Annotated in this window: 15 protein-coding genes; 2 read left to right on the forward strand and 13 right to left on the reverse strand. The window is 34.4% G+C overall.

All coding sequences use genetic code 11. The features are described from left to right. From pgi to uvrC, 6 genes are all read right to left on the reverse strand, one after another. Entirely contained in the window at nt 1-1,638 is a 1,638-nt protein-coding gene (gene pgi / locus P177_RS18685; protein WP_036157265.1) for a glucose-6-phosphate isomerase, read from the reverse strand. Next, entirely contained in the window at nt 1,625-2,923 is a 1,299-nt protein-coding gene (locus tag P177_RS18690; RefSeq protein ID WP_036157267.1) for a M23 family metallopeptidase, read from the reverse strand. Before P177_RS18690 ends, pgi begins: the two co-directional genes overlap by 14 nt. Then, a complete protein-coding gene (locus P177_RS18695; RefSeq protein ID WP_036157269.1) occupies nt 2,923-3,894 on the reverse strand; it encodes a tryptophan 2,3-dioxygenase family protein in 972 nt (323 codons plus the stop codon). Before P177_RS18695 ends, P177_RS18690 begins: the two co-directional genes overlap by 1 nt. Nucleotides 3,895-3,901: 7 nt before the next feature. Then, on the reverse strand, nt 3,902-4,681 hold the full coding sequence (locus P177_RS18700; protein WP_036157270.1) for a DUF3108 domain-containing protein: 780 nt from the start codon (nt 4,679-4,681) through the stop codon (nt 3,902-3,904). A 358-nt stretch (nt 4,682-5,039) separates the two neighbouring features. Further along, a complete protein-coding gene (locus P177_RS18705; RefSeq protein ID WP_051941916.1) occupies nt 5,040-7,331 on the reverse strand; it encodes a patatin-like phospholipase family protein in 2,292 nt (763 codons plus the stop codon). Continuing rightward, nucleotides 7,309-9,102, reverse strand: coding sequence for an excinuclease ABC subunit UvrC (gene uvrC / locus P177_RS18710; protein ID WP_036157272.1), 1,794 nt, complete (start codon nt 9,100-9,102; stop codon nt 7,309-7,311). Before uvrC ends, P177_RS18705 begins: the two co-directional genes overlap by 23 nt. Before the next feature lie 488 nt (nt 9,103-9,590). Here uvrC and P177_RS18715 point away from each other — a divergent pair, with 488 nt between their 5' ends. Further along, nucleotides 9,591-10,160: a 5-formyltetrahydrofolate cyclo-ligase gene (locus P177_RS18715; RefSeq protein ID WP_036157275.1), complete on the forward strand. Its 570-nt coding sequence runs from the start codon at nt 9,591-9,593 to the stop codon at nt 10,158-10,160. Here P177_RS18715 and P177_RS18720 read toward each other — a convergent pair. The 4 genes from P177_RS18720 to ileS form a co-directional block, all read right to left on the reverse strand. Further along, complete coding sequence (locus P177_RS18720; protein WP_036157277.1) at nt 10,139-10,810, reverse strand: lipoprotein signal peptidase; 672 nt, start codon at nt 10,808-10,810, stop codon at nt 10,139-10,141. The two genes, P177_RS18715 and P177_RS18720, sit on opposite strands and share 22 nt — an antisense overlap. Nucleotides 10,811-10,843: 33 nt before the next feature. Further along, a complete protein-coding gene (locus tag P177_RS18725; RefSeq protein ID WP_051941917.1) occupies nt 10,844-11,401 on the reverse strand; it encodes a DUF4097 family beta strand repeat-containing protein in 558 nt (185 codons plus the stop codon). Between the two features lie 102 nt (nt 11,402-11,503). Next, nucleotides 11,504-11,887: a TraR/DksA family transcriptional regulator gene (locus P177_RS18730; protein WP_036157281.1), complete on the reverse strand. Its 384-nt coding sequence runs from the start codon at nt 11,885-11,887 to the stop codon at nt 11,504-11,506. A 3-nt stretch (nt 11,888-11,890) separates the two neighbouring features. Continuing rightward, nucleotides 11,891-15,289, reverse strand: coding sequence for an isoleucine--tRNA ligase (ileS, locus tag P177_RS18735; protein ID WP_036157283.1), 3,399 nt, complete (start codon nt 15,287-15,289; stop codon nt 11,891-11,893). Between the two features lie 188 nt (nt 15,290-15,477). On the opposite strand from ileS, the gene P177_RS18740 reads away from it, so the two are divergent. Next, entirely contained in the window at nt 15,478-15,894 is a 417-nt protein-coding gene (locus tag P177_RS18740) for a hypothetical protein (protein ID WP_036157284.1), read from the forward strand. Nucleotides 15,895-15,947: 53 nt separating this feature from the next. On the opposite strand, the gene P177_RS18745 is transcribed toward P177_RS18740, so the two are convergent. From P177_RS18745 to gdhA, 3 genes are all read right to left on the reverse strand, one after another. Continuing rightward, nucleotides 15,948-18,359 carry a TonB-dependent receptor plug domain-containing protein gene (locus tag P177_RS18745; RefSeq protein WP_051941918.1) on the reverse strand — a complete coding sequence of 804 codons (2,412 nt, stop codon included), beginning with the start codon at nt 18,357-18,359 and terminating at the stop codon, nt 15,948-15,950. Continuing rightward, complete coding sequence (gene recO / locus P177_RS18750) at nt 18,352-19,080, reverse strand: DNA repair protein RecO (protein WP_036157288.1); 729 nt, start codon at nt 19,078-19,080, stop codon at nt 18,352-18,354. The genes P177_RS18745 and recO overlap by 8 nt, the downstream gene beginning before the upstream one ends. Before the next feature lie 124 nt (nt 19,081-19,204). Beyond that, nucleotides 19,205-20,548, reverse strand: coding sequence for an NADP-specific glutamate dehydrogenase (gene gdhA / locus P177_RS18755; RefSeq protein ID WP_036157290.1), 1,344 nt, complete (start codon nt 20,546-20,548; stop codon nt 19,205-19,207). Between the last annotated feature and the right edge of the window lie 106 nt (nt 20,549-20,654).

Consider the following 20,654-nt stretch of genomic DNA (forward strand, 5'->3'; position numbering starts at 1 on the left):
TTATTTCTTAAAATATTGTAAAAGTCGCAATGTAGAACTGTCGTGATCAGAAATATCTGAATTTTTAATATCGTTAAGAATAGTACCGGCCAACTGTTTACCAAGTTCTACACCCCATTGGTCATAACTAAAGATATTCCAAACTATACCTTGTACAAATATTTTGTGCTCGTACAATGCAATCAATGAGCCAAGGCTTTTTGGCGCAAGTTTATCAATTAAAATAGTATTTGTAGGCTTATTACCCGCAAAAACCTTGAACGGCGCAAGCTTATCAATTTCCGCTTCAGATAAATCTTTTTCTTTTAATTCTTTAACAACTTCTTCTTTGGTTTTACCATTCATTAAAGCCTCTGTTTGGGCAAAATAATTTGCCATCAACTTATCATGATGATCTTTATCTCCATGCAAGGAATGTTTAAAACCAATAAAATCTGTAGGTATCAACTTAGTACCTTGATGTATTAATTGAAAAAAAGCATGCTGAGAATTGGTACCCGGTTCTCCCCAAATAATAGTACCTGTTTCATAACCAACTGTATTGCCAGCCCTATCTACGCTCTTACCATTACTCTCCATGATACCTTGTTGTAAATAAGCAGAGAATCTACTTAAATACTGTGCATAAGGAATAATGGCTTCTGTTTCTGCACCATAAAAATTATTATACCAAACACTAACCAAAGCCATTATTACAGGTATGTTCTCTGAAAAATCAGTTTCCTTAAAATGGACGTCCGTTTCATTGGCTCCTTCCAACAAAGCATCGAAATTTTCATAACCAACAGCCAAGGCAATAGTTAAACCTACTGCGCTCCATAATGAGAATCTACCACCTACCCAATCCCACATTGGGAAAACGTTTGCAGCATCAATACCAAATTCAGCAATCTTCTCACTATTCGTAGATACTGCGGCAAAATGCTTTGCAATATCTTGCTGCGTTCCATGATTTAAAAACCACTTCTTAATAGTAGTGGCATTACTCAACGTTTCTTGAGTTGTAAAGGTTTTAGAAACTACCACAAACAGCGTTGTCTCAGGATCTAATGTCTTTAAAACTTCATGAACATGATCACCATCTACATTACTAACAAAATGAATAGATAAATGATTCTTAAAAAATTTTAAAGCTTCGGTCACCATTGCCGGTCCTAAATCTGAACCACCAATACCTATGTTAACTACATCTGTAAAGGCTTTACCCGTATATCCTTTTAAATCTCCGTTGATTACCGAATCCGTAAATTCTTTGATATGCTCTTTTACTTCATAGATTTCTGGCATTACATTTTCGCCATCAACCAAAACCACATCATCTTTTTTAGCACGTAATGCAGTATGAAGTACTGCTCTACCTTCCGTCTCGTTAATTAAATCTCCACCAAAATAATCTTTGATAGCACCTTTTAAATTTACCTCATCCGCTAACTTGAACAACATTTGCATGGTCTCTTCAGAGATTCTGTTCTTTGAATAATCAAACAAGAAATCATTCCACTGTAGCGTAAACTTTTCAGCTCTTTTTGCATCCGAAGAAAACAAACTTCTTAAATGCTCACCTTTAGTTTCTTCATAATGTGCCGTTAGTTTATTCCAAATATCAGTTTGCTGTGGGTTTATTTTATTTAGTGCCATTTTCTTGATTAAGTGTTAGTAAATCCTCGTCTTCTTCTTCAATTAAAACTTTTGGATATATAATACAATCCAACTGTTCTTTATATGTTGAAATATATGCGAAATATTCTTCTTTTAACGAATCATGCAAAGGTTCTGCTTGTGGTAATTCTTCTTTTAAAGGATCAACCTGCCTACCATTTTTCCAGAAACGATAACATACATGTGGTCCTCCTGTATTTCCCGTCATACCGATCCAACCAATTACGTCTCCTTGACGCACAAATTCTCCCTTTTTAACTTTTTGGGCTTTCATATGAAGATACTGGGTAGAATACGTTCCGTTATGTCTAATCTTTACATATTTACCGTTACCACCTCTTCTTGTTGATTCTACGACAGTACCATCTGCAGTGGCCATAATTGGTGTTCCTATAGGTGCGGCATAATCCGTACCCTTATGTGGGCGCAATTTGTAACCATAATACTTAATTCTTCTTTTAAGATTATATCTAGATGATAACCTACCGTACTCTACCGGCATTCTTAAAAAAGTTCTCCTTAGGTTGTTTGCATTTTCATCGAAATAATCAACCAAACTTCTTAACGAATCGTTTTCATAAGCAAAAGCATAAATAGGTTTACCATTATGCTCAAAATATGCGGCTTCAATTGGCTCTGCACCGGCATACACCGTATCGTTTATAAATCTCTCATTATAGACAATCTTGAACTTATCGTTCTTTTGCAATCTAGAAAAATCAATAGTCCAAGCATATACGTTTGCTAAATTGTGCGTAACATTATAATCTACGCCTTGATCTAATATGGCTTCAGACAAACTAGATTCTATAACCCCGGAAACCTCTCTTTGAACAAACTTAACCTTGTTTTTATTTTTATACACCTTTACACTATCTCGTAAATCTACTACCGTATAATTTATTGGATCGTTCTCATAAATAAATACCTGAGCTTGCGCCGTAGTATCTCTAGACTGTAAAATTGTATATGGCTTACCTACGCGAATTTTACGTACATCAAAACTATCTCTAAAATTCTCTGAAACCTCCAGTACTTTTGGATAAGCTACTTTGTTATCCTGCATTAACTCACCAAAGCTATCTCCATACCTAACAGTATCAAATTTAACATTGAATTCATCTAAATTGAAACCAAATCTCTCATTGACCTCTGGTACTTCTATGACCTTTACATCTTGAGCTATATCTTTCTTCTCATTATCGGCGTCTTTGCATGATGCAATTACTGTTAATGCCAATAATACCCCCCAATACTTCTGCATTATTCTACTCTTGATTTATCTGGGTTCAGCATATGGTCTACCCATTGTTTACCCCAATTATTTAATTCTTGTTCTGTATATAATCCTGGAAAAAAAACGATTTTTTGAAAACTAGGCGGCAAATACTCTTTCCAATTGGTACCACCCGTTGCATCAATATCCCCTGTGTCTTTTCTTAAATATCTATGAGCCGATCCCATGTGCATTAACTGCCAATTTATATTGGCATTTACATCCAATGTCTTTAACCCTTCCACCAGAGCTTTGTCCTCTCTCTGTTCTTTGGGTAAACTTAAGTATTTATGATATATTGTGGAATTCTCTACCTGTTTTGCTATTCTTATTAGTCTAGGCGTATAACGATACTCAAACTGTTTTAAGGTCAAGGTTTTTTCTCCAGTTTCTATATCCGTAGCCCCTTTTTTCCAATAGATATGTTCATATAATTCTTCTATAGTAGTTTCTGATGAAAATTGAGCTCTTTCTGAAACATGAACCAAATTTTCTAAAGGTGTAGCATACAGCTCAATCATTCTAAATTGTGCAGATTGAAAACCACTTGCAGGCAACAATGCCATACGATACTGTAAAAACTGCTCACGCTCCATACCTTTTATCATTACACTGAATGAAGATATTAGAACTTTATAATAGCTATTGACCCTTCTAACTTTTTCAACAAAAAAATCTAAGTTGTCGCTTTTATCATCTACCAATTGTTTTTGCTCATGCAAAATCAACTTAAAATAAAGCTCGGTAATTTGATGATACATGATGAAAATCTCTTCATCTGGAAAATGCGTTCTTGGTACTTGTAGACTTAATAATGTATCTAGATGAATATAGTCCCAATAAGTAAGATAACGTTGGTGCAACAGCCCATCTAAATAAGAGCTAAGATCTTGCCCTGAATCTTTGTACTTTTCTTCTAATTTAGAGATTTGGGATTTGATCTTCTCTTTATCTTCCATTTAGGGTCTAGTCCATTATAATTTTAAACTGATGCTTAAGACCATTATACCCATCAATATCTGCTTTTATAGCACCTACGGCTAAATCTGCTTTAATTCTTATAGGAATTCGATTATCATCGTTTGAAACCCATAACGATAAACTTTCTTGCTCTTTAAATACACGCCCAGATTGAACTAGAGGTCTAAATTTTAAGCATTCTACTTTACCATATTTTGTATTTAAAACCTCTAAACCTAAATACTTAAGTTTAAAGTTAAATATACCATCATCGTCATAAAGCATTTTCAGGGTAATCGCTTTTCCTACCTCAAGGTCTTCTGTTTTATAGTTATTCCTTAAAAAATAAAAAGCGGATATTAAATCCTGTATATTGTTCTCTAATGTAAAATTAAGCTTTTTCTTGTTTTTCTTATCATTAAGTTCTGCATTAGACGCATTATGGTCAAAGTTTATCTCTACATCTTTGGTATAACCACCTTCATTAATTTTACGAACAAACTTATATGGCTTACCATCTTTCTTATCAAAATAACTTTCATAAGTATCATCTACTTTAAAAAACCAACTAGCTACACCAGTAGTTTCCCCATGCCCAACAACATGATATACAGGTTTATCATCTAGTGTGGTTGAATTTACCTGCAGGGTCGCAAAACTTGCGTTTAAGAATCCATAATGCATTCTAAACTTTAACCATTCCCCTGTCTTAAAGGCAGAATGAGAACTTTGACCTTGGACACCAAAATATGTTAAGATAAGGGTAAGTAAGAATATTTTTTTCATAGTCCTTAGTTTAATGTAAAAATAGTAATAGATAGTTATCGATTACTTTCATTACAATATCTTAAACAAAATTTATTCCAAAGTATTGTTGTATAAAAAAAGCCCAGCTTAAAAACTGGGCTTTTCCTAAATAACCAACCAAACTTTAAATTATGAAAAACCACTACTTAAAGTTGTAAGGGAACCACCCCTTAGCTGATGTAAATTTAAGGCACATTATTCTACCCACAGTACGGTTTAACTTACTTTAATGATAACCTTAACAGTTATTCACACTTAGAATTAATAATTGGGAAATTATTAAGAAATCAAGGAAGATAATAGTCTTTTTTAAAAACTTATCTCAAGTAAGACAACATTAGAACCAATAGCCTATACTTACAAAAAATTGAGACTTATCTATTTCTGGTGTCCAAGAATACATAAGGTTTATAGGACCCAAAAACGACTCCCAACCGCACCCTATTCCATAGCCTGAATATGTTGGCGCTTTAAACCAGTCTCCTGTTCTAAAAAGATCATCATCCACATTAGCAAAATTTGCACTAAACAGTAAATGGTTTTTTTTAAAAATTTCATAATCCAATCTAGCATAGGCTTTTACAAAACTATTACCCGGTAAACTAATAAAATCATACCCTACAAATGGCACAAAATTGTTAATAAAGTCCGTACCATAACCTCCAAGAAGAAAATCGAACGATGTTACATTTGATGTCCCTAATTTAAATCCTCCTTCTGTTTCTACATTTATAGATAACTTATTGATTATTGGCACCGCCATACCCAACCGAGCCTTTGAAACAGAAAAATCTTTAAAATTGTCATTGAAGTCAGATGACAGAATATAGTAATGCATGTCTCCATTAAAATATAAGCCTCTAGAAGGGAAATATTTATCATCGTAGGTATCTAATTTTAGTGAAGCATACGTACTTATAAAGTTACTTCTCTCAAAATATGTTCTACCATTGCTAGATGTAGTGCCTGGCGTAATAACACCTGGAGTGTCACCAAATGTTCTTGTACTATATTGTAAATGCTTAAACTCAGCCCCAACGGTAAATGCAAACTCTTCCTTTACTACCGTCTGTATATAAAGTTGATGCGTAAAGTCAGATACATTTAAATTAATCCTATTAAGTGCTGTTCCTGTACCTACTTCAAAATTTCCTTCTATTAAATCAAAATCAATCTCTTGCTCAAAATCATTGAATCTAGAATTGATCCCAAAACTCCAATAGGTACCTTTATCAACATAATACTCAAAATTATACCTTAAGTTATCACCTAATATAAAATCAAAAGAGGCTACATCATCTTTTGACAATATTCTCTTTTTTGTAATATTTATAAGCGCTGCACTTTTATATAAATCATCAAAATGAGCGCCTAATCGCAAAAAAGATGTGTTTTTAGTTTCATTAAGCGGTAAAATTAAGTCTTCACCTCCATTCATGTTATTTAACAACTTGTACTTGATTGTCCTAAAATTACCTGTAGCAGATAAATTACTGATACCTTGCTGTAGCTTCTTAAAATTAATAGGTTCGTCAAGACTAAACCTCAACTTACCTTTTACATACCCCCTAGTATGATCGGTATTACCATCTATTAACAACCTATTAACAGTCAACTGCTCATCTGCTTCTATTACGGATATTGTATTTTCATTTTTTCTATAACCCGTTGTCAATTCTTTAAGTTCCTCTATTTTTAAATTTGCAGCATCTTCGCCCGTTTTAACAATCTCTCCCAGTCTATTGAAATCTATTACTGAATATTCTTCAATATTCGGTTTTATATAGATATCTGTCTTTTTAGACTTTACTTCCATATCAGCAACGGTTCTATAATTATTAATCTGCAACAAAATTTCTGTCGCAGACAACAACGCATCGCGATCAGACAAATCGTGCTGAACATCTACACCAATAATTATATCAGCTCCCATTGCCCTAACTTCATCTATTGGGTAATTATTGACCACCCCGCCATCAATTAATACTTTATCGTTAATTACCGTAGGCTCAAAAAGGGACGGCAAGGTTCCGCTTGCCAAAATAGCTTCTGGCAAGTAGCCTGAATCTAAAATCACTTGTTTACCTGTTTCAATATCAGTCGCAATACACACAAACGGCGTTGGCAGCGCATTAAAATCATCAATATCCTTAACATGATACAACAGTCTTACAAATTCATTATATATATTTTGACCTCCAGAAATTGCAGGAGGCACTGTCACCTTAAAATTCTTGAATGGCAATGTCAATGCATAACGCTCAGAATCTTCTTTTTCATAAAAAGTTTTGGCACTTCTGGGTAAATTGTCCTGAATCAATGACCCTATATTAGTTGCTTTGAACAAAGAATCCAATTCATTGGCCGTGTAACCAGCCGCATACATTGCCCCAACTATAGCCCCCATACTTGAACCACCAATATAATCTATCTCAACACCAGCCTCTTCAATAACTTTTAACGCACCTATATGCGCCATTCCTTTTGCACCACCACCGCTTAATACTAAGCCAATTTTAGGTTTTTTCTGTTCCTCTTTATTTTGAGCAACCAAAGAACCGGCACTTAATAAGAGTACCGAAAATACCATTGGTATTTTACTAAAATTATTCTTTACGAAAAGATTCATATATCTTCTTTGCTTTTGAAACACCTACTTCTTCACTTAGACTTTCTACAGTAGCTTCTTTTATGCGTTTAACCGATTTAAATTTCTTCAATAATTGTTGCGCCGTTTTTTCACCAACACCATCAATACCTTCCAATTCAGAATTAATTGCTCCTTTACTTCTTTTGTTTCTGTGAAATGTAATACCAAATCTATGGGCTTCATTTCTTAAATATTGAATTATTTTAAGACTCTCGGACTTCTTATCTAAATATAACGGTATTGGGTCTTCTGGAAAATAAATTTCCTCTAATCTTTTTGCTATACCAATAATAGCAATTTTACCTCTCAACCCTAATAGATCTAAACTTTTTAAAGCCGATGATAACTGACCTTTACCACCATCAATTACAATTAACTGTGGTAATGGCTGCAGTTCTTCTTGCAGTCTTTTATACCTACGGTACACCACTTCTTCCATTGACGCAAAATCATCTGGACCCGTAACTGTTTTTATATTATAATGTCTATACTCTTTTTTTGATGGCTTACCGTCCCTAAACACTACACATGCTGCTACAGGATTACTCCCCTGAATATTACTGTTATCAAAACATTCTATATGTCTAGGCTCAGCAGATAAACGAATATCTTTTTTCATTTGCGCCATTATCCTATTCGTATGGCGATCAGGGTCAATAATCTTAATTTGATTAAAACGTTCTTGCCTAAAGAATTTTGCATTACGCTCAGACAAGTCTAGAATCCGCTTTTTATCGCCCAATTTCGGTACCGTAACTTTCAAACCAGGCGAAACGGCAATATCAAAAGGCACATAAAGCTCTTTAGAATCTGATTTAAATCGATCTCTAATTTCCACAATAGCCAACTCAAGCAAATCTTCATCTTTCTCTTCAAGCTTTTTCTTAATCTCCATTGTGTGTGACCTTATTATAGATCCATGTGACAACTGAAGAAAATTCACATAAGCAAAAGCATTATCGGATATTATACTAAACACATCAACGTTGCTAATTTTAGGATTAACAATAGTTGATTTCACCTGATAATTCTCTAGAACATCTATCTTGTCCTTTATCTCTTGAGCTTCTTCAAACTTCATTTCTTCCGCCAATGCTTTCATTTGACTTTTGAAATAAGTTATTGAAGATTTAAAATTACCCTTTACAATTTCACGTATATCATCTATTTGCCTGTCATACTCCGTTATAGATTGATACCCCTCACATGGTCCTTTACAATTACCCAAATGGTATTCTAAGCACACTTTATATTTTCCTGCTTTAATTTTCTCTGCAGACAAATCATAATTACAGGTTCTTAACGGATAAACACTCTTGATTAAATCTAACAGTACCCGTACCGTTTTCATACTAGTGTACGGACCAAAATATTCTGACCCATCTTTGATTACTCTCCTGGTTGGAAATAATCTTGGGAACCTTTCATTTTTAAGGCATAACCAAGGATAGGTTTTATCATCTTTCAACAATACGTTATACCGAGGCCTTAACTCCTTTATCAAATTATTCTCTAACAACAGCGCATCTGACTCCGTTGGCACTACTATATGTTTTATAGAACGTATCTTTTTAACCAAAACCCTCGTTTTGCCATATTCATGATTTTTATTGAAATATGATGAAACCCGTTTTTTTAAATTCTTCGCCTTACCTACATATAATATACCGTCATTGCTGTCATAGAACTGATATACCCCCGGACTCGAAGGCAATGCACTCAACTGTATTTTTATAGGAATTTCTGTCATAATTTAATACTACTAAATTAGTCTATTAATGCCATTTTAAAATATGTCTTCATGGATAATTCTATAGATAACCCTTAATCATAAATTATGAATATGATATTTTATCGTCTTACAAATTTTTATCTAGACAATACATAGGTGCTCATATTGTATTATTAATAATTTAAAAAACACCTAAATATTTAAAACTTTGATTTACAAGCAATTAAAAGTATACATGTTTCGTTATATGAATGAAATTGTTAATTTTATTATAAAAAAGTGTATTTCAACGATTAAAAAGTGCATTTCAAAGATGTTGTGTTAATTATTTTACCTATTTTTAACTCAACAACAACAATTATTGGCTCATTTACAAATTCTAGATTATGGATAGTTATATCATCACATTAGGAACATACCTTATTTTAATGTTATTTTTTAAAGTATTTTTTGCCGTTGCAGGTAAGGAATAAATTGAAATATCAATATGTTAAAATCACTTCACTATGTTGAAGAAAGATTTACGCATAACATATTTAAAACTTCGTAGTTCCCTAACACCCGCTCAAGTATCTTCACAAAGTATTGCAGTTGCGAATTCTGTCTTAAAATTACCTATTTGGGAGAATCAATATTTTCATATTTTTTTACCTATAGTACAAAAAGTCGAGATAGACACAGAAGGTATTATTTCAATACTTTTAGGTCTAGACAAAAATGTCATTGTACCTAAAATTATTACGGATACCACTTTAGAACATTACCTTCTTACCGATAACACCAAATTCACTACCAATAGCTTAAACATACCTGAACCCGTAGATGGTATTACTATAGCACCAAATAAATTAGATGTCGTTTTTATTCCGCTTTTAGCTTTTGACGAGCTAGGAAATAGAATAGGATATGGGAAAGGATACTATGATCGTTTTCTAAGTGAATGTAAAGATGACGTTATTAAAATTGGTTTATCATTTTTTGAAGCCGAAAGCAATATCGAAGATGTAGATGCTACAGATATACCTTTAGACTATTGTATTACACCAAATAAAGTCTACTCCTTTAAGATCTCTTGATTTTGAAGTGCCTCATTTTCTTCTGTTGACAATTCTTCTTCTTTATTAAAAGCTCTTTTATTAAAAACCAATAATATACCAACGCCTGTGCTTATTGCCGTATCCGCAATATTAAATACAGGCTCGAAGAATCTAAAATTCTGACCGCCTACCATAGGCATCCAAGATGGCCAAGTAGAATCTACCATAGGAAAGTATAACATATCTACTACCTTACCATAAAATAGCTTACCGTAAGGCTCATGGGAAAATAGCGTTGCAACCTCATTATAACTTTCATTGAAAATAGCTCCGTAAAAAACGGAGTCCAAAATATTACCCAATGCTCCTGCAAATATTAGAGAAACCGCCCAAATTAAAGTATTTGATGCTTTCTTTTTAATGACATCAAAAAGCCAATATCCAATACCAAAAATGGCAAACAACCTAAACACGGTAAGTACCAACTTCCCTATATTATCTGAAATAGGCAACACATCACTTAGTTTTGCACCCCAAGCAGCACCTTCATTTTCAATAAATAGAATTTTAAACCAGCTAAATACTTCAACAGATTCACCCAAAACAAAATGGGTTTTTATATAAATCTTACTCCATTGATCAATAATCAATATCAATAGAATAAATAGTACAGATTTTTTAATGTTCATGGGCTTTCATCAATGAGCGCAAAAATATAAATATTATTCGGTTTTAAAGAGATCTATATTTCCGGTTACGGTTTGTAGTTTAAAAGATGAATTTCCTGCTGGTATTCTGTTGATAGAAACCGCTCCGTATTTACTAGTAGCATCAATAGCAGCCGCTGTTGAATATACTTTAATATTCCCACTTTGAGTTTTTATGTCCGCATCACCTACAACACTGTTCAGTACACATGTACCATCAGCCAAGGACACTTGTAGTTCGTTATAATTACCATCTAAAACCACCCTGACATTTGTACCATAGATATCTAAATTCTTATAAGAAGGTACGGTTAATCTTAATAAGATGGAAACTACTTTGTGGGCACTTAATTTATCATTTGGATTTTTAAAATTAGGAGCAAAGCCCGTGTCAACAATTAGCGTGGATCCATTCGTTGAAACTTCTAATTCCAAATCTTTACTATATTCACCTTCCATCTCGGCTTCAATACTAATTTCATCACCTTTACTTGTATTCACCTCAACAACAAAACAATTAGTAGCATCGACCTGAATCAAACTAATATGACCTGCTAATATATTTCTATACATCTTCTTCTGAGCACTTAGCCCAAAACAAAGTAAAAACATGAAACATAATAGGGAAACTCTCAAAATAAAGGCTATTAAAAAACGCCCCTAAAGGCGTTTAAATTATGATTGCATATTCTTAGCTTCAATGCTTAAAGTAGCATGTGGTACAAGTTTTAATCGCTCTTTATTAATCAACTTACCTGTTACACGGCATATGCCAAAGGTTTTATTTTCTATACGCAACATGGCATTTTTAAGATCACGAATAAACTTTTCTTGCCTAATAGCCAACTGTGTATTCGCTTCTTTGCTCATAGTCTCTGAACCCTCCTCAAAAGCTTTAAAGGTAGGCGACGTATCATCGGTACCATTATTACCATCGTTCATATAAGCACTTTTCAATAGCTCTAAATGGCTTTTAGCCTTTTCTATCTTTTCTTCGATCAATACTTTGAATTCTGCCAAATCTTTGTCAGAATACCTTACTTTTAAATCTTCTGCCATATTTTAATGTTTTTCAATAAACAATTTAGTGTTCACCTCGTCAAAAGCAATATCTATGCCTTTTTCCAACTTTTCTACAAAGTTTAGTTTAGCCGTTAATGTTTCTGCTTTAATATAATCTACATTATTTTCTACAGCAACTTCAACAAAACCATCTTTCAATATTTCAATTGCAATTTTATCAGTTACTTCAAAACCAGAATCTTTTCTAATATTTTGAATTCTGTTCACCAACTCTCTTGCAACTCCTTCATTTCTCAACTCTTCATTAATTGTTACATCTAGAGCAACAGTTAATTTACCAGAGGTTGCTACCATCCAACCTTCTATATCCTGAGAAGAGATTTCTACATCCTGTAACTGTAAAGTAATACTTTTATTTTCTAATTCAATTGTTAATTCGCCATCCTGCTCAATTTTTTGGATATCATTTTGACCAAAACCATTAACAACTTGAGCAATTTGTTTCATTTCTTTACCAAATTTTGGACCTAAGGTCTTGAAATTAGGCTTAATACGTTTTACTAATATACCAGATGCATCATCTAGCAACTGAATTTCCTTAACGTTAACTTCAGATTTAATTAATTCTGAAACTGCTTCAATTTCTTCCTTATCCTTGTTATCTAGCACAGGAATCATAATTTTTTGCAAAGGTTGACGCACTTTTATCTTCTCTTTCTGACGAATGGATAACACCAAAGATGATATTACTTGCGCTTTGTGCATCTTCACCTCTAAGCTTTCATCAATTAGAGACTCATCTGCCACAGGAAAATCTGCCAAATGCACACTTTCAAAACCATTTTTTACGGTAGCTTTATTTAAATCTAAATATAAACGGTCCATAAAAAACGGTGCAATTGGCGCAGAGAGTTTGGCTACAACATCTAAACAAGTGTAAAGAGTTTGATAAGCCGCAATTTTATCTGTAGCATACTCGCCTTTCCAGAAACGCCTTCTACATAAACGAACATACCAGTTACTTAGGTTCTCTTGAACAAATTCTGCTATTGCCCTAGCAGCCCGTGTTGGCTCATACTCGGCATAAGCACTATCTACAACCTTTATCAGTGAATTTAATTCAGAAAGAATCCAACGATCAATTTCTGTTCGCTGTTCCATTGGTACATCTTCTTCTGAATACGTAAACTCATCTAGGTTAGCATACAAACCAAAAAATGAATAGGTATTATATAAGGTTCCAAAGAATTTACGTTTCACCTCGGCTATACCTTCAGTATCAAACTTTAGGTTATCCCAAGGGTTGGCATTGCTGATCATATACCAACGCGTTGCATCAGCACCATGCTCGTTCATCGTTTCAAAAGGGTCAACGGCATTGCCTAAACGTTTAGACATTTTCTTACCGTCCTTATCTAAAACGAGTCCATTAGAAACTACATTTTTATATGCAACAGAATCAAAGACCATAGTTGCAATTGCATGCAAGGTATAGAACCAACCACGTGTTTGATCAACGCCTTCCGCTATGAAATCTGCAGGAAATGTTTTACCCTCATCTATCAGCTCTTTATTTTCAAACGGATAATGCCATTGGGCGTAAGGCATAGAACCACTATCGAACCAAACATCGATAAGGTCACTCTCACGTTTCATTGGTTTTCCTGATGCCGAAACTAAAGTAATTTGATCAACAATATTTTTATGTAGATCTATTTTATCATAGTTTTCATCAGACATATCATCAACAATGAAGTCCGCATAAATATCTTTTTCCAACACCCCCGCTTCAACTGCCTTAGCCATTTCTGACTTTAGCTCGGCTACAGAACCAATGATAATTTCTTCTTTACCGTCTTCTGTTCTCCAAATTGGTAATGGAATACCCCAATAACGCGATCTAGAAAGGTTCCAATCATTAGCGTTTGCCAACCAATTACCAAATCTACCTTCACCAGTTGCTTTTGGTTTCCAGTTTATGGTTTGGTTCAATTCAAACATTTTATCCTTTACATCCGTCACTTTAATGAACCAAGAATCTAACGGATAATATAATATTGGTTTATCCGTACGCCAACAGTTAGGGTAACTGTGCACATACTTCTCTACCTTAAAAGCTTTATTCTCTTCTTTTAATTTAATGGCAATTTCAACATCTATAGAACGCTCTGGAGCTTCACCATCATCATAGTATTCATTCTTAACATACTTTCCTCCCAATTCTTTCAACTCAGGTCTGAACTTTCCTTGCAAATCAACCAAAGGAACCAAATTTGCATTTTCATCTAACACCAACATTGGCGGAATTTCTGGAACTGCCTGCTTGGCAACAAAAGCATCATCTGCACCAAAAGTTGGCGCGGTATGAACAATACCTGTACCATCTTCTGTAGTTACAAAATCACCTGCAATTATTCTAAAAGCGTTTTCTGCATTTTCATAGGGCAGTACATAATCCATTAACTGCTCATACCTAATCCCTAATAAATCTTTTCCTTTAAATTCCTTTACAACATAGAAAGGAATTTTTTTATCGCCAGACTTATATTCTAACAAATCTGATTTTTCAGATACTTCTTTAAATTTACCTGAGAATTGTTTCCCTACCAAATTCTTGGCAAGCACTACATTCATAGGCTCAAAAGTGTACTGATTGTAAGATTCAACCAATACATAATCAATTTTAGAACCTACGGTCAATGCCGTATTAGACGGTAAAGTCCAAGGAGTGGTTGTCCAAGCCAAAAAGTAAACGGTGCCTTCATTCTGCAAGAAATCCGGTAATGTTTCTTCTACCGCTTTAAACTGAGCGGTTACCGTAGTATCTGTAACATCTTGGTATGTACCTGGCTGATTTAACTCATGAGAACTTAATCCTGTACCAGCTTTTGGGGAATATGGTTGTATGGTATATCCCTTATAAATTAAATCTTTAGAATAAATTTGTTTTAGCAACCACCATACCGTCTCCATGTATTTGGATTTGTATGTGATATATGGATCTTCCATATCTACCCAATACCCAACTTGTTCAGTCATAGAATTCCAAACATCGGTATACCTCATTACCGCTTTTTTACAAGCAGCATTATATTCTTCAACCGAAATTTTAACTCCGATATCCTCTTTGGTAATACCCAATTCTTTTTCAACACCCAATTCAATAGGAAGACCATGAGTATCCCAACCTGCTTTACGCTTTACTTGAAAACCCTTCATGGTTTTGTACCGCGGAAAGATATCTTTAATGGTTCTAGCCATTACATGATGAATACCCGGCATACCATTTGCTGATGGCGGACCTTCATAGAATACATAACTATCTTTACCCTCACGAGTAGATATACTTTTTTCAAAAATGGCATTCTTTGACCAGTAGTCAAGTATTTCTTCTGCGACCTTTGGTAAATTCAATCCTTGATATTCTGTGAACTTCATACAAAATGCTTATAGTACTGGGTTTAAAAGGCTGCAAAATTATAAAATTTTGATCAAAAAGGAGTGTATTGAGTGTACTGAAATACCTATAAGCCATGTATTAATGGCTTTTTTAATGGCATAAACATCCAAAAGTTAAATTTCTACGTATATTACCACGAACAATTAACCATTATAAGTTTACACAAATGAAAAAAGTAATTTTAGGATCACTAGCAATTTTAGCACTTAGTATGTCAGTTTCATGTAGAGATGCAGCCGATAAAGCAAAATCTGCAACGGAAGAGGCTGGAGCTGCATTGGAAAATGCTGGTGAAGATTTAAAAGAAGCTGGCGAAGGTGCAATGGATGCAGCTAAAGAAGCTGGCGAAGGAGCAATGGATGCTGCTGGTGATGCTGCTGACTCAGTAAAAGAAGCTGGTCAAGAAGGTATGGATGCCGCTAAAAAAGCAGGTGAAGATACTATGGATGCTGCTAAGAAAGCGGGTCAAGATGGTATGGACGCTGTAAAAGATGCAGGTAACGATGTAAAAGATGCTGCTAATAGTGCAGCTGACAAAGCTGCTCAAAAAGCTGAAGATGTAAAAAATGCGGTTAAACACTAACAACCATTTTTTATAATATTAAAAGACCCGTTAATAGCGGGTCTTTTTTTTGTTTAAAAATGATATCCTACTCCAAGAATAATATTTATACCTGGCGCCACTATACCAGATGAATAGGTTCTATACCGCTGATCGGTTATATTTTCTAGACTGGTAGTGACCTTAAAATTATTGGTAACATCATATTGAGAACGAAAATTTAAAGTATACCAAGATGGAGAAAACGGATTACCGTTTTCATCTACTGCATATATATATTCTTTAGCTTGTTCTGATACCGCCAAATCTTCGTTTGCTATCTCTCCGTTATAATTCAAGAATACATCTGTTCGTAAACGTTGATTTTTCCATACCACATGAAAATCACCAAACGTTGGTGCCGCATGACGTGCAGGAGTGTCAGACCCATCATCTTCCTCTTCAACGCCCTCTGTCAATGTTAAGTTAGACGATAATGACCACTGCTCGGTCAAATAAGCCTCCAATCCAAATTCAAAACCATAGACATAGGCTTTAGCCGCATTTTGAATTGCCTGTACATTACTTAATTCACCACCATACTCTATTTCAGAAATGCCGTTATAACTAAAATCTCTTCTCACCAAAGCATCTACCAAATAAGTGTAATACGCCGTTCCTTTTAAAATTATCTTATCATTAATATTACGCTGAACCCCAATTTCAGCATTATAAGCATATTCAGGTTCCAAATCTGGATTTGGCACTACTACTGATCCCGGTTCAGAATCAAATATCTTACCTACATCATCTATGTTAGGTGCTCTAAAACCTGTAGATCCATTTAAAGTGACTTGCAGATTAGCTCTTGGAAACCAGCTAAAGCCCAAACTCCCAGTTAATGCGCCGGTACTTAAATCTGCTGTCTCAAAAGGAAAATCATAGAAAGTATCATCAAATACCGCATCTACCCAAACATGGCTATACCTTAAGCCGGACATAATCGTGAAATTAGGTTTTGCTTTGTATTCCCCATTTACATAACCTGCCAAACTTTGCCAAGTTGAACCATCTGGATATCTGGAAGCCGCATTTGTTTTTTCCTCAGTTACAATATTAAAGTCATTTCCTGTAGACCTTACCTTGTTATAAATATACTCTGTACCATAATATAGCTTAAAATCTCCAATTTTCTTATTCTCAAAGTCCATATTAAAGTTTACAGCATCTACTTTTTCTTTTGTAGAATTTCTTATCTCATCTTGAAAATCCCTATTAATTCTGCTTTCCTCAAAATGCTGATATGCTAAACCTAACTTTAAACCATCAAAAACTTTTCCGTTTCCTTTTTTCTGTACTTGGGCATTACCCATAAACCATTTTTGAGGACCATAGTACCATTCTGCTGAACGCAAACCCAAACCATCGCTTGATGGCCTTATCAACCTATCATATCTAGAATAGTCTGACGTTTCAGTATAATATGCCCCTAAGTTTAAATCCCATTTCGCATTAGGCTTATACAGAAATTTTTGCATTAAATTCAGTTGATCATACCCCGTTGGCACTTGCTTTTTAGGAGAATCATTTACTACCAACTCATCAATACCATTTACAGTTTGCACGTATGTATTTCTTAAATAAGAATCTGGACCGTGTGATCCCATTCTTAAATCTTGAAAATTATTATAGGTCACACTAGTTAGCGAAGACCATGTTTTTTTTCCTAAATTAATATCTGCATGAAGCGTATTTTCCATGTTTGCCGATGCAAACCTATAATTGGCATTACCATGCACTAAGAGACTATCATTCTCAGATAATATTGGTTTTTTAGTGTAAAAATTCATCACACCTCCAATGGCATCGCTTCCATAAATAACGGAACCCGGTCCAAATATGACCTCTGTATTTTTAATGGTAAAAGGGTCTATAGATATTACATTTTGGACATTACCTCCTCTAAATATGGCATTGTTCATTCTTACTCCATCTACCGACAATAATAACCTATTAGTAGCAAAACCACGTATCATTGGACTACCACCGCCCATTTGACTTTTTTGCACAAAGACCTTACCACTATTTTGAAGCAAATCTGCAGAAGTCTGAGGTGTTGAAAAGGCGATAGACCTGGCATCTAGAGAGATTATTCTGTTTGGGATATCTCTCTTTTGCTGTTCCCATTTAGAAACCGACATTACCACTTCATCTAATTGTTGAGCCTTCATTATCAAGTAAGCTCTTTTTCCTTGCCTTAACAGTTGTATTTTTGTGGTTTTAAATTCTTGATACCCAATATGTTTTAAGGTGATGCGCTCTTTGCCCATAAATACAGAAGCATCAAAAACCCCATCAAAATTTGATAATGCAATCTTAGATTTGTCTTTATTGTATACGGCAACATTAGAAATCTCTTCTCCATTATCGGCATCTAAAACGACAATTTCTTGAGCATTTCCAAGACAACAACATAAAAAAAGTGCTATAAATAAATACTTATACATATGTATTGAAAACTTCATTTAAAACGGCAAGCGACTTTGGTTTCCTAAACCCCTGTAAATGCAATTCAAAATAAAGTATTAGGGATTTTAGTAATTCTTGGCGATTGGCTTTTTTCATCTTTACGGTATGCATTGCATCAAAATTTGTGCCCAATAAGGTCTTGAAATAATAAATATTTTCGCCTCTCAACATAGGATTCAATGATTCCACTGCAGCAAATTCACCTTCTAACAAATCAAAATAAGGCCTATCTATCTGATATACATCTGGGTAAAAACCTAAATACCGTGTCAATGACAGCATAAAATAGAGATGAAAATTAGCAACATCTTTGTGTATATCCAACCATTGTAATGATGCTTCTAGAAAATGAAACAAATCTTCGTTCATTTCCTCCTCACGAATACTATTGCTCAATAGCTCTGCCAAGAACAGGGTCATGGCGTTTTTAGCCATATCTGCATATAATGTTTGGTAATGATAGAATACCTTTGCTTCTTTCAGTGTTTCTAAAGTACCCTTGTTTTTGTGATTGGCTACAATCTCTAGCTGAGTTAAAGGCTGAAAATAAGCAGTCTTCAATTTCCCTTTTTTAGAAGACAACACACCACGTAATAGATAAGATTTAATTCCGTCAGATGCTGTAAAGGCTTTTACAATTAGGCTTGTATCCCCATATTTTAGTGCAGAAAATACTATCGCCTTTGTGGTTACCTGCATATTATAACATCTGTTTCAACAAAGATAGTTGATTGAAGTTTGGTAATGAAAAGGTATAAAAAAATGCGAGGCTCTACTACAGAACCTCGCATTACAAATTTGTGTGCTTTAGCTAATCTAATTTCTAGATTACCCCTTGTGCAAGCATTGCGTCTGCAACCTTAACAAAACCAGCAATGTTAGCTCCTTTTACGTAGTTACAGAAACCATCTTCTTCTTTACCGAATTCAATACAAGAATCATGAATATCTTCCATAATATCTTTTAAACGCTCATCTACTTCTTCACGTGTCCAGCTAATTCTTAATGAATTCTGAGACATTTCCAATCCAGATGTTGCTACACCACCAGCGTTTGAAGCTTTACCAGGTGCAAACAATATTTTTGCGTTATTGAATTCATGAACAGCATCGGTATTACAAGGCATATTTGCGCCTTCTGCAACACACATACAACCATTCTTCAATAGATTTTTAGCATCTTGTTGATTCAATTCGTTTTGAGTAGCACATGGTAATGCAATATCACATTTTACATCCCACGGAGTTTTACCTTTATGAAATTCTGCAGATGAATATTTATCTGCATATTCAGAAATACGACCTCTTCTATTATTCTTAAGGTCCATTACAAAAGCAAGCTTCTCATCATTGATACCATCTTTGTCGTAGATGTAACCACTAGAATCTGAAAGTGTTACCACTTTTGCACCTAATAAAATTGCTTTTTCAGCAGCGTACTGTGCAACATTTCCTGATCCAGAAATTACTACCGTCTTACCATCAAAACTTTCGTTTTTGGTCTTCAACATACTTTGTGCAAAATATACGGTACCATAACCTGTTGCTTCTGGTCTAATTTTGGAACCACCCCAAGAAAGTCCTTTACCAGTTAATACACCGGTAAACTCATTTCTAATCTTCTTGTACATACCAAAAAGGAATCCTATTTCACGAGCACCAACACCAATATCACCAGCAGGCACATCTGTATTTGGACCAATATGTCTATTTAATTCTAACATGAAGGCATGGCAAAAACGCATTACCTCATCATCAGATTTTCCTTTAGGATCAAAATCAGAACCACCTTTACCACCACCCATTGGCAATGTTGTAAGACTGTTCTTAAATACTTGCTCAAAAGCCAAGAATTTTAAGATACTTGCATTTACGGTAGGGTGAAAACGTAAACCACCTTTATATGGTCCAATAGCAGAATTCATTTGAATTCTATAACCTCGGTTAACGTGAATTTCACCATCATCGTCTACCCAAGCAACTCTAAAAGAAATTAAACGCTCTGGCTCAACCATTCTTAAAAGAATGTTCTTACCATTATATATGTCTTGACTTGCAATATATGGTATAACTGTTTCTGCAACTTCTTGCACCGCTTGAATGAATTCTGGCTCATGTCCATTTCTGGAAATAACCTCGTCCATAAATGCTTTTATTTTATTCTCCATAAAGCTATTTAAACTTATTTAAATTATTGATTTCAAAATATAACGTCAAAATTATGCTATTTGTGTAATTTGATTGCTTATTTTTTTAAAATTCGATAAAAATTGT

This window comes from Maribacter forsetii DSM 18668 (assembly GCF_000744105.1).
In the GTDB taxonomy this organism is placed as follows: domain Bacteria; phylum Bacteroidota; class Bacteroidia; order Flavobacteriales; family Flavobacteriaceae; genus Maribacter; species Maribacter forsetii.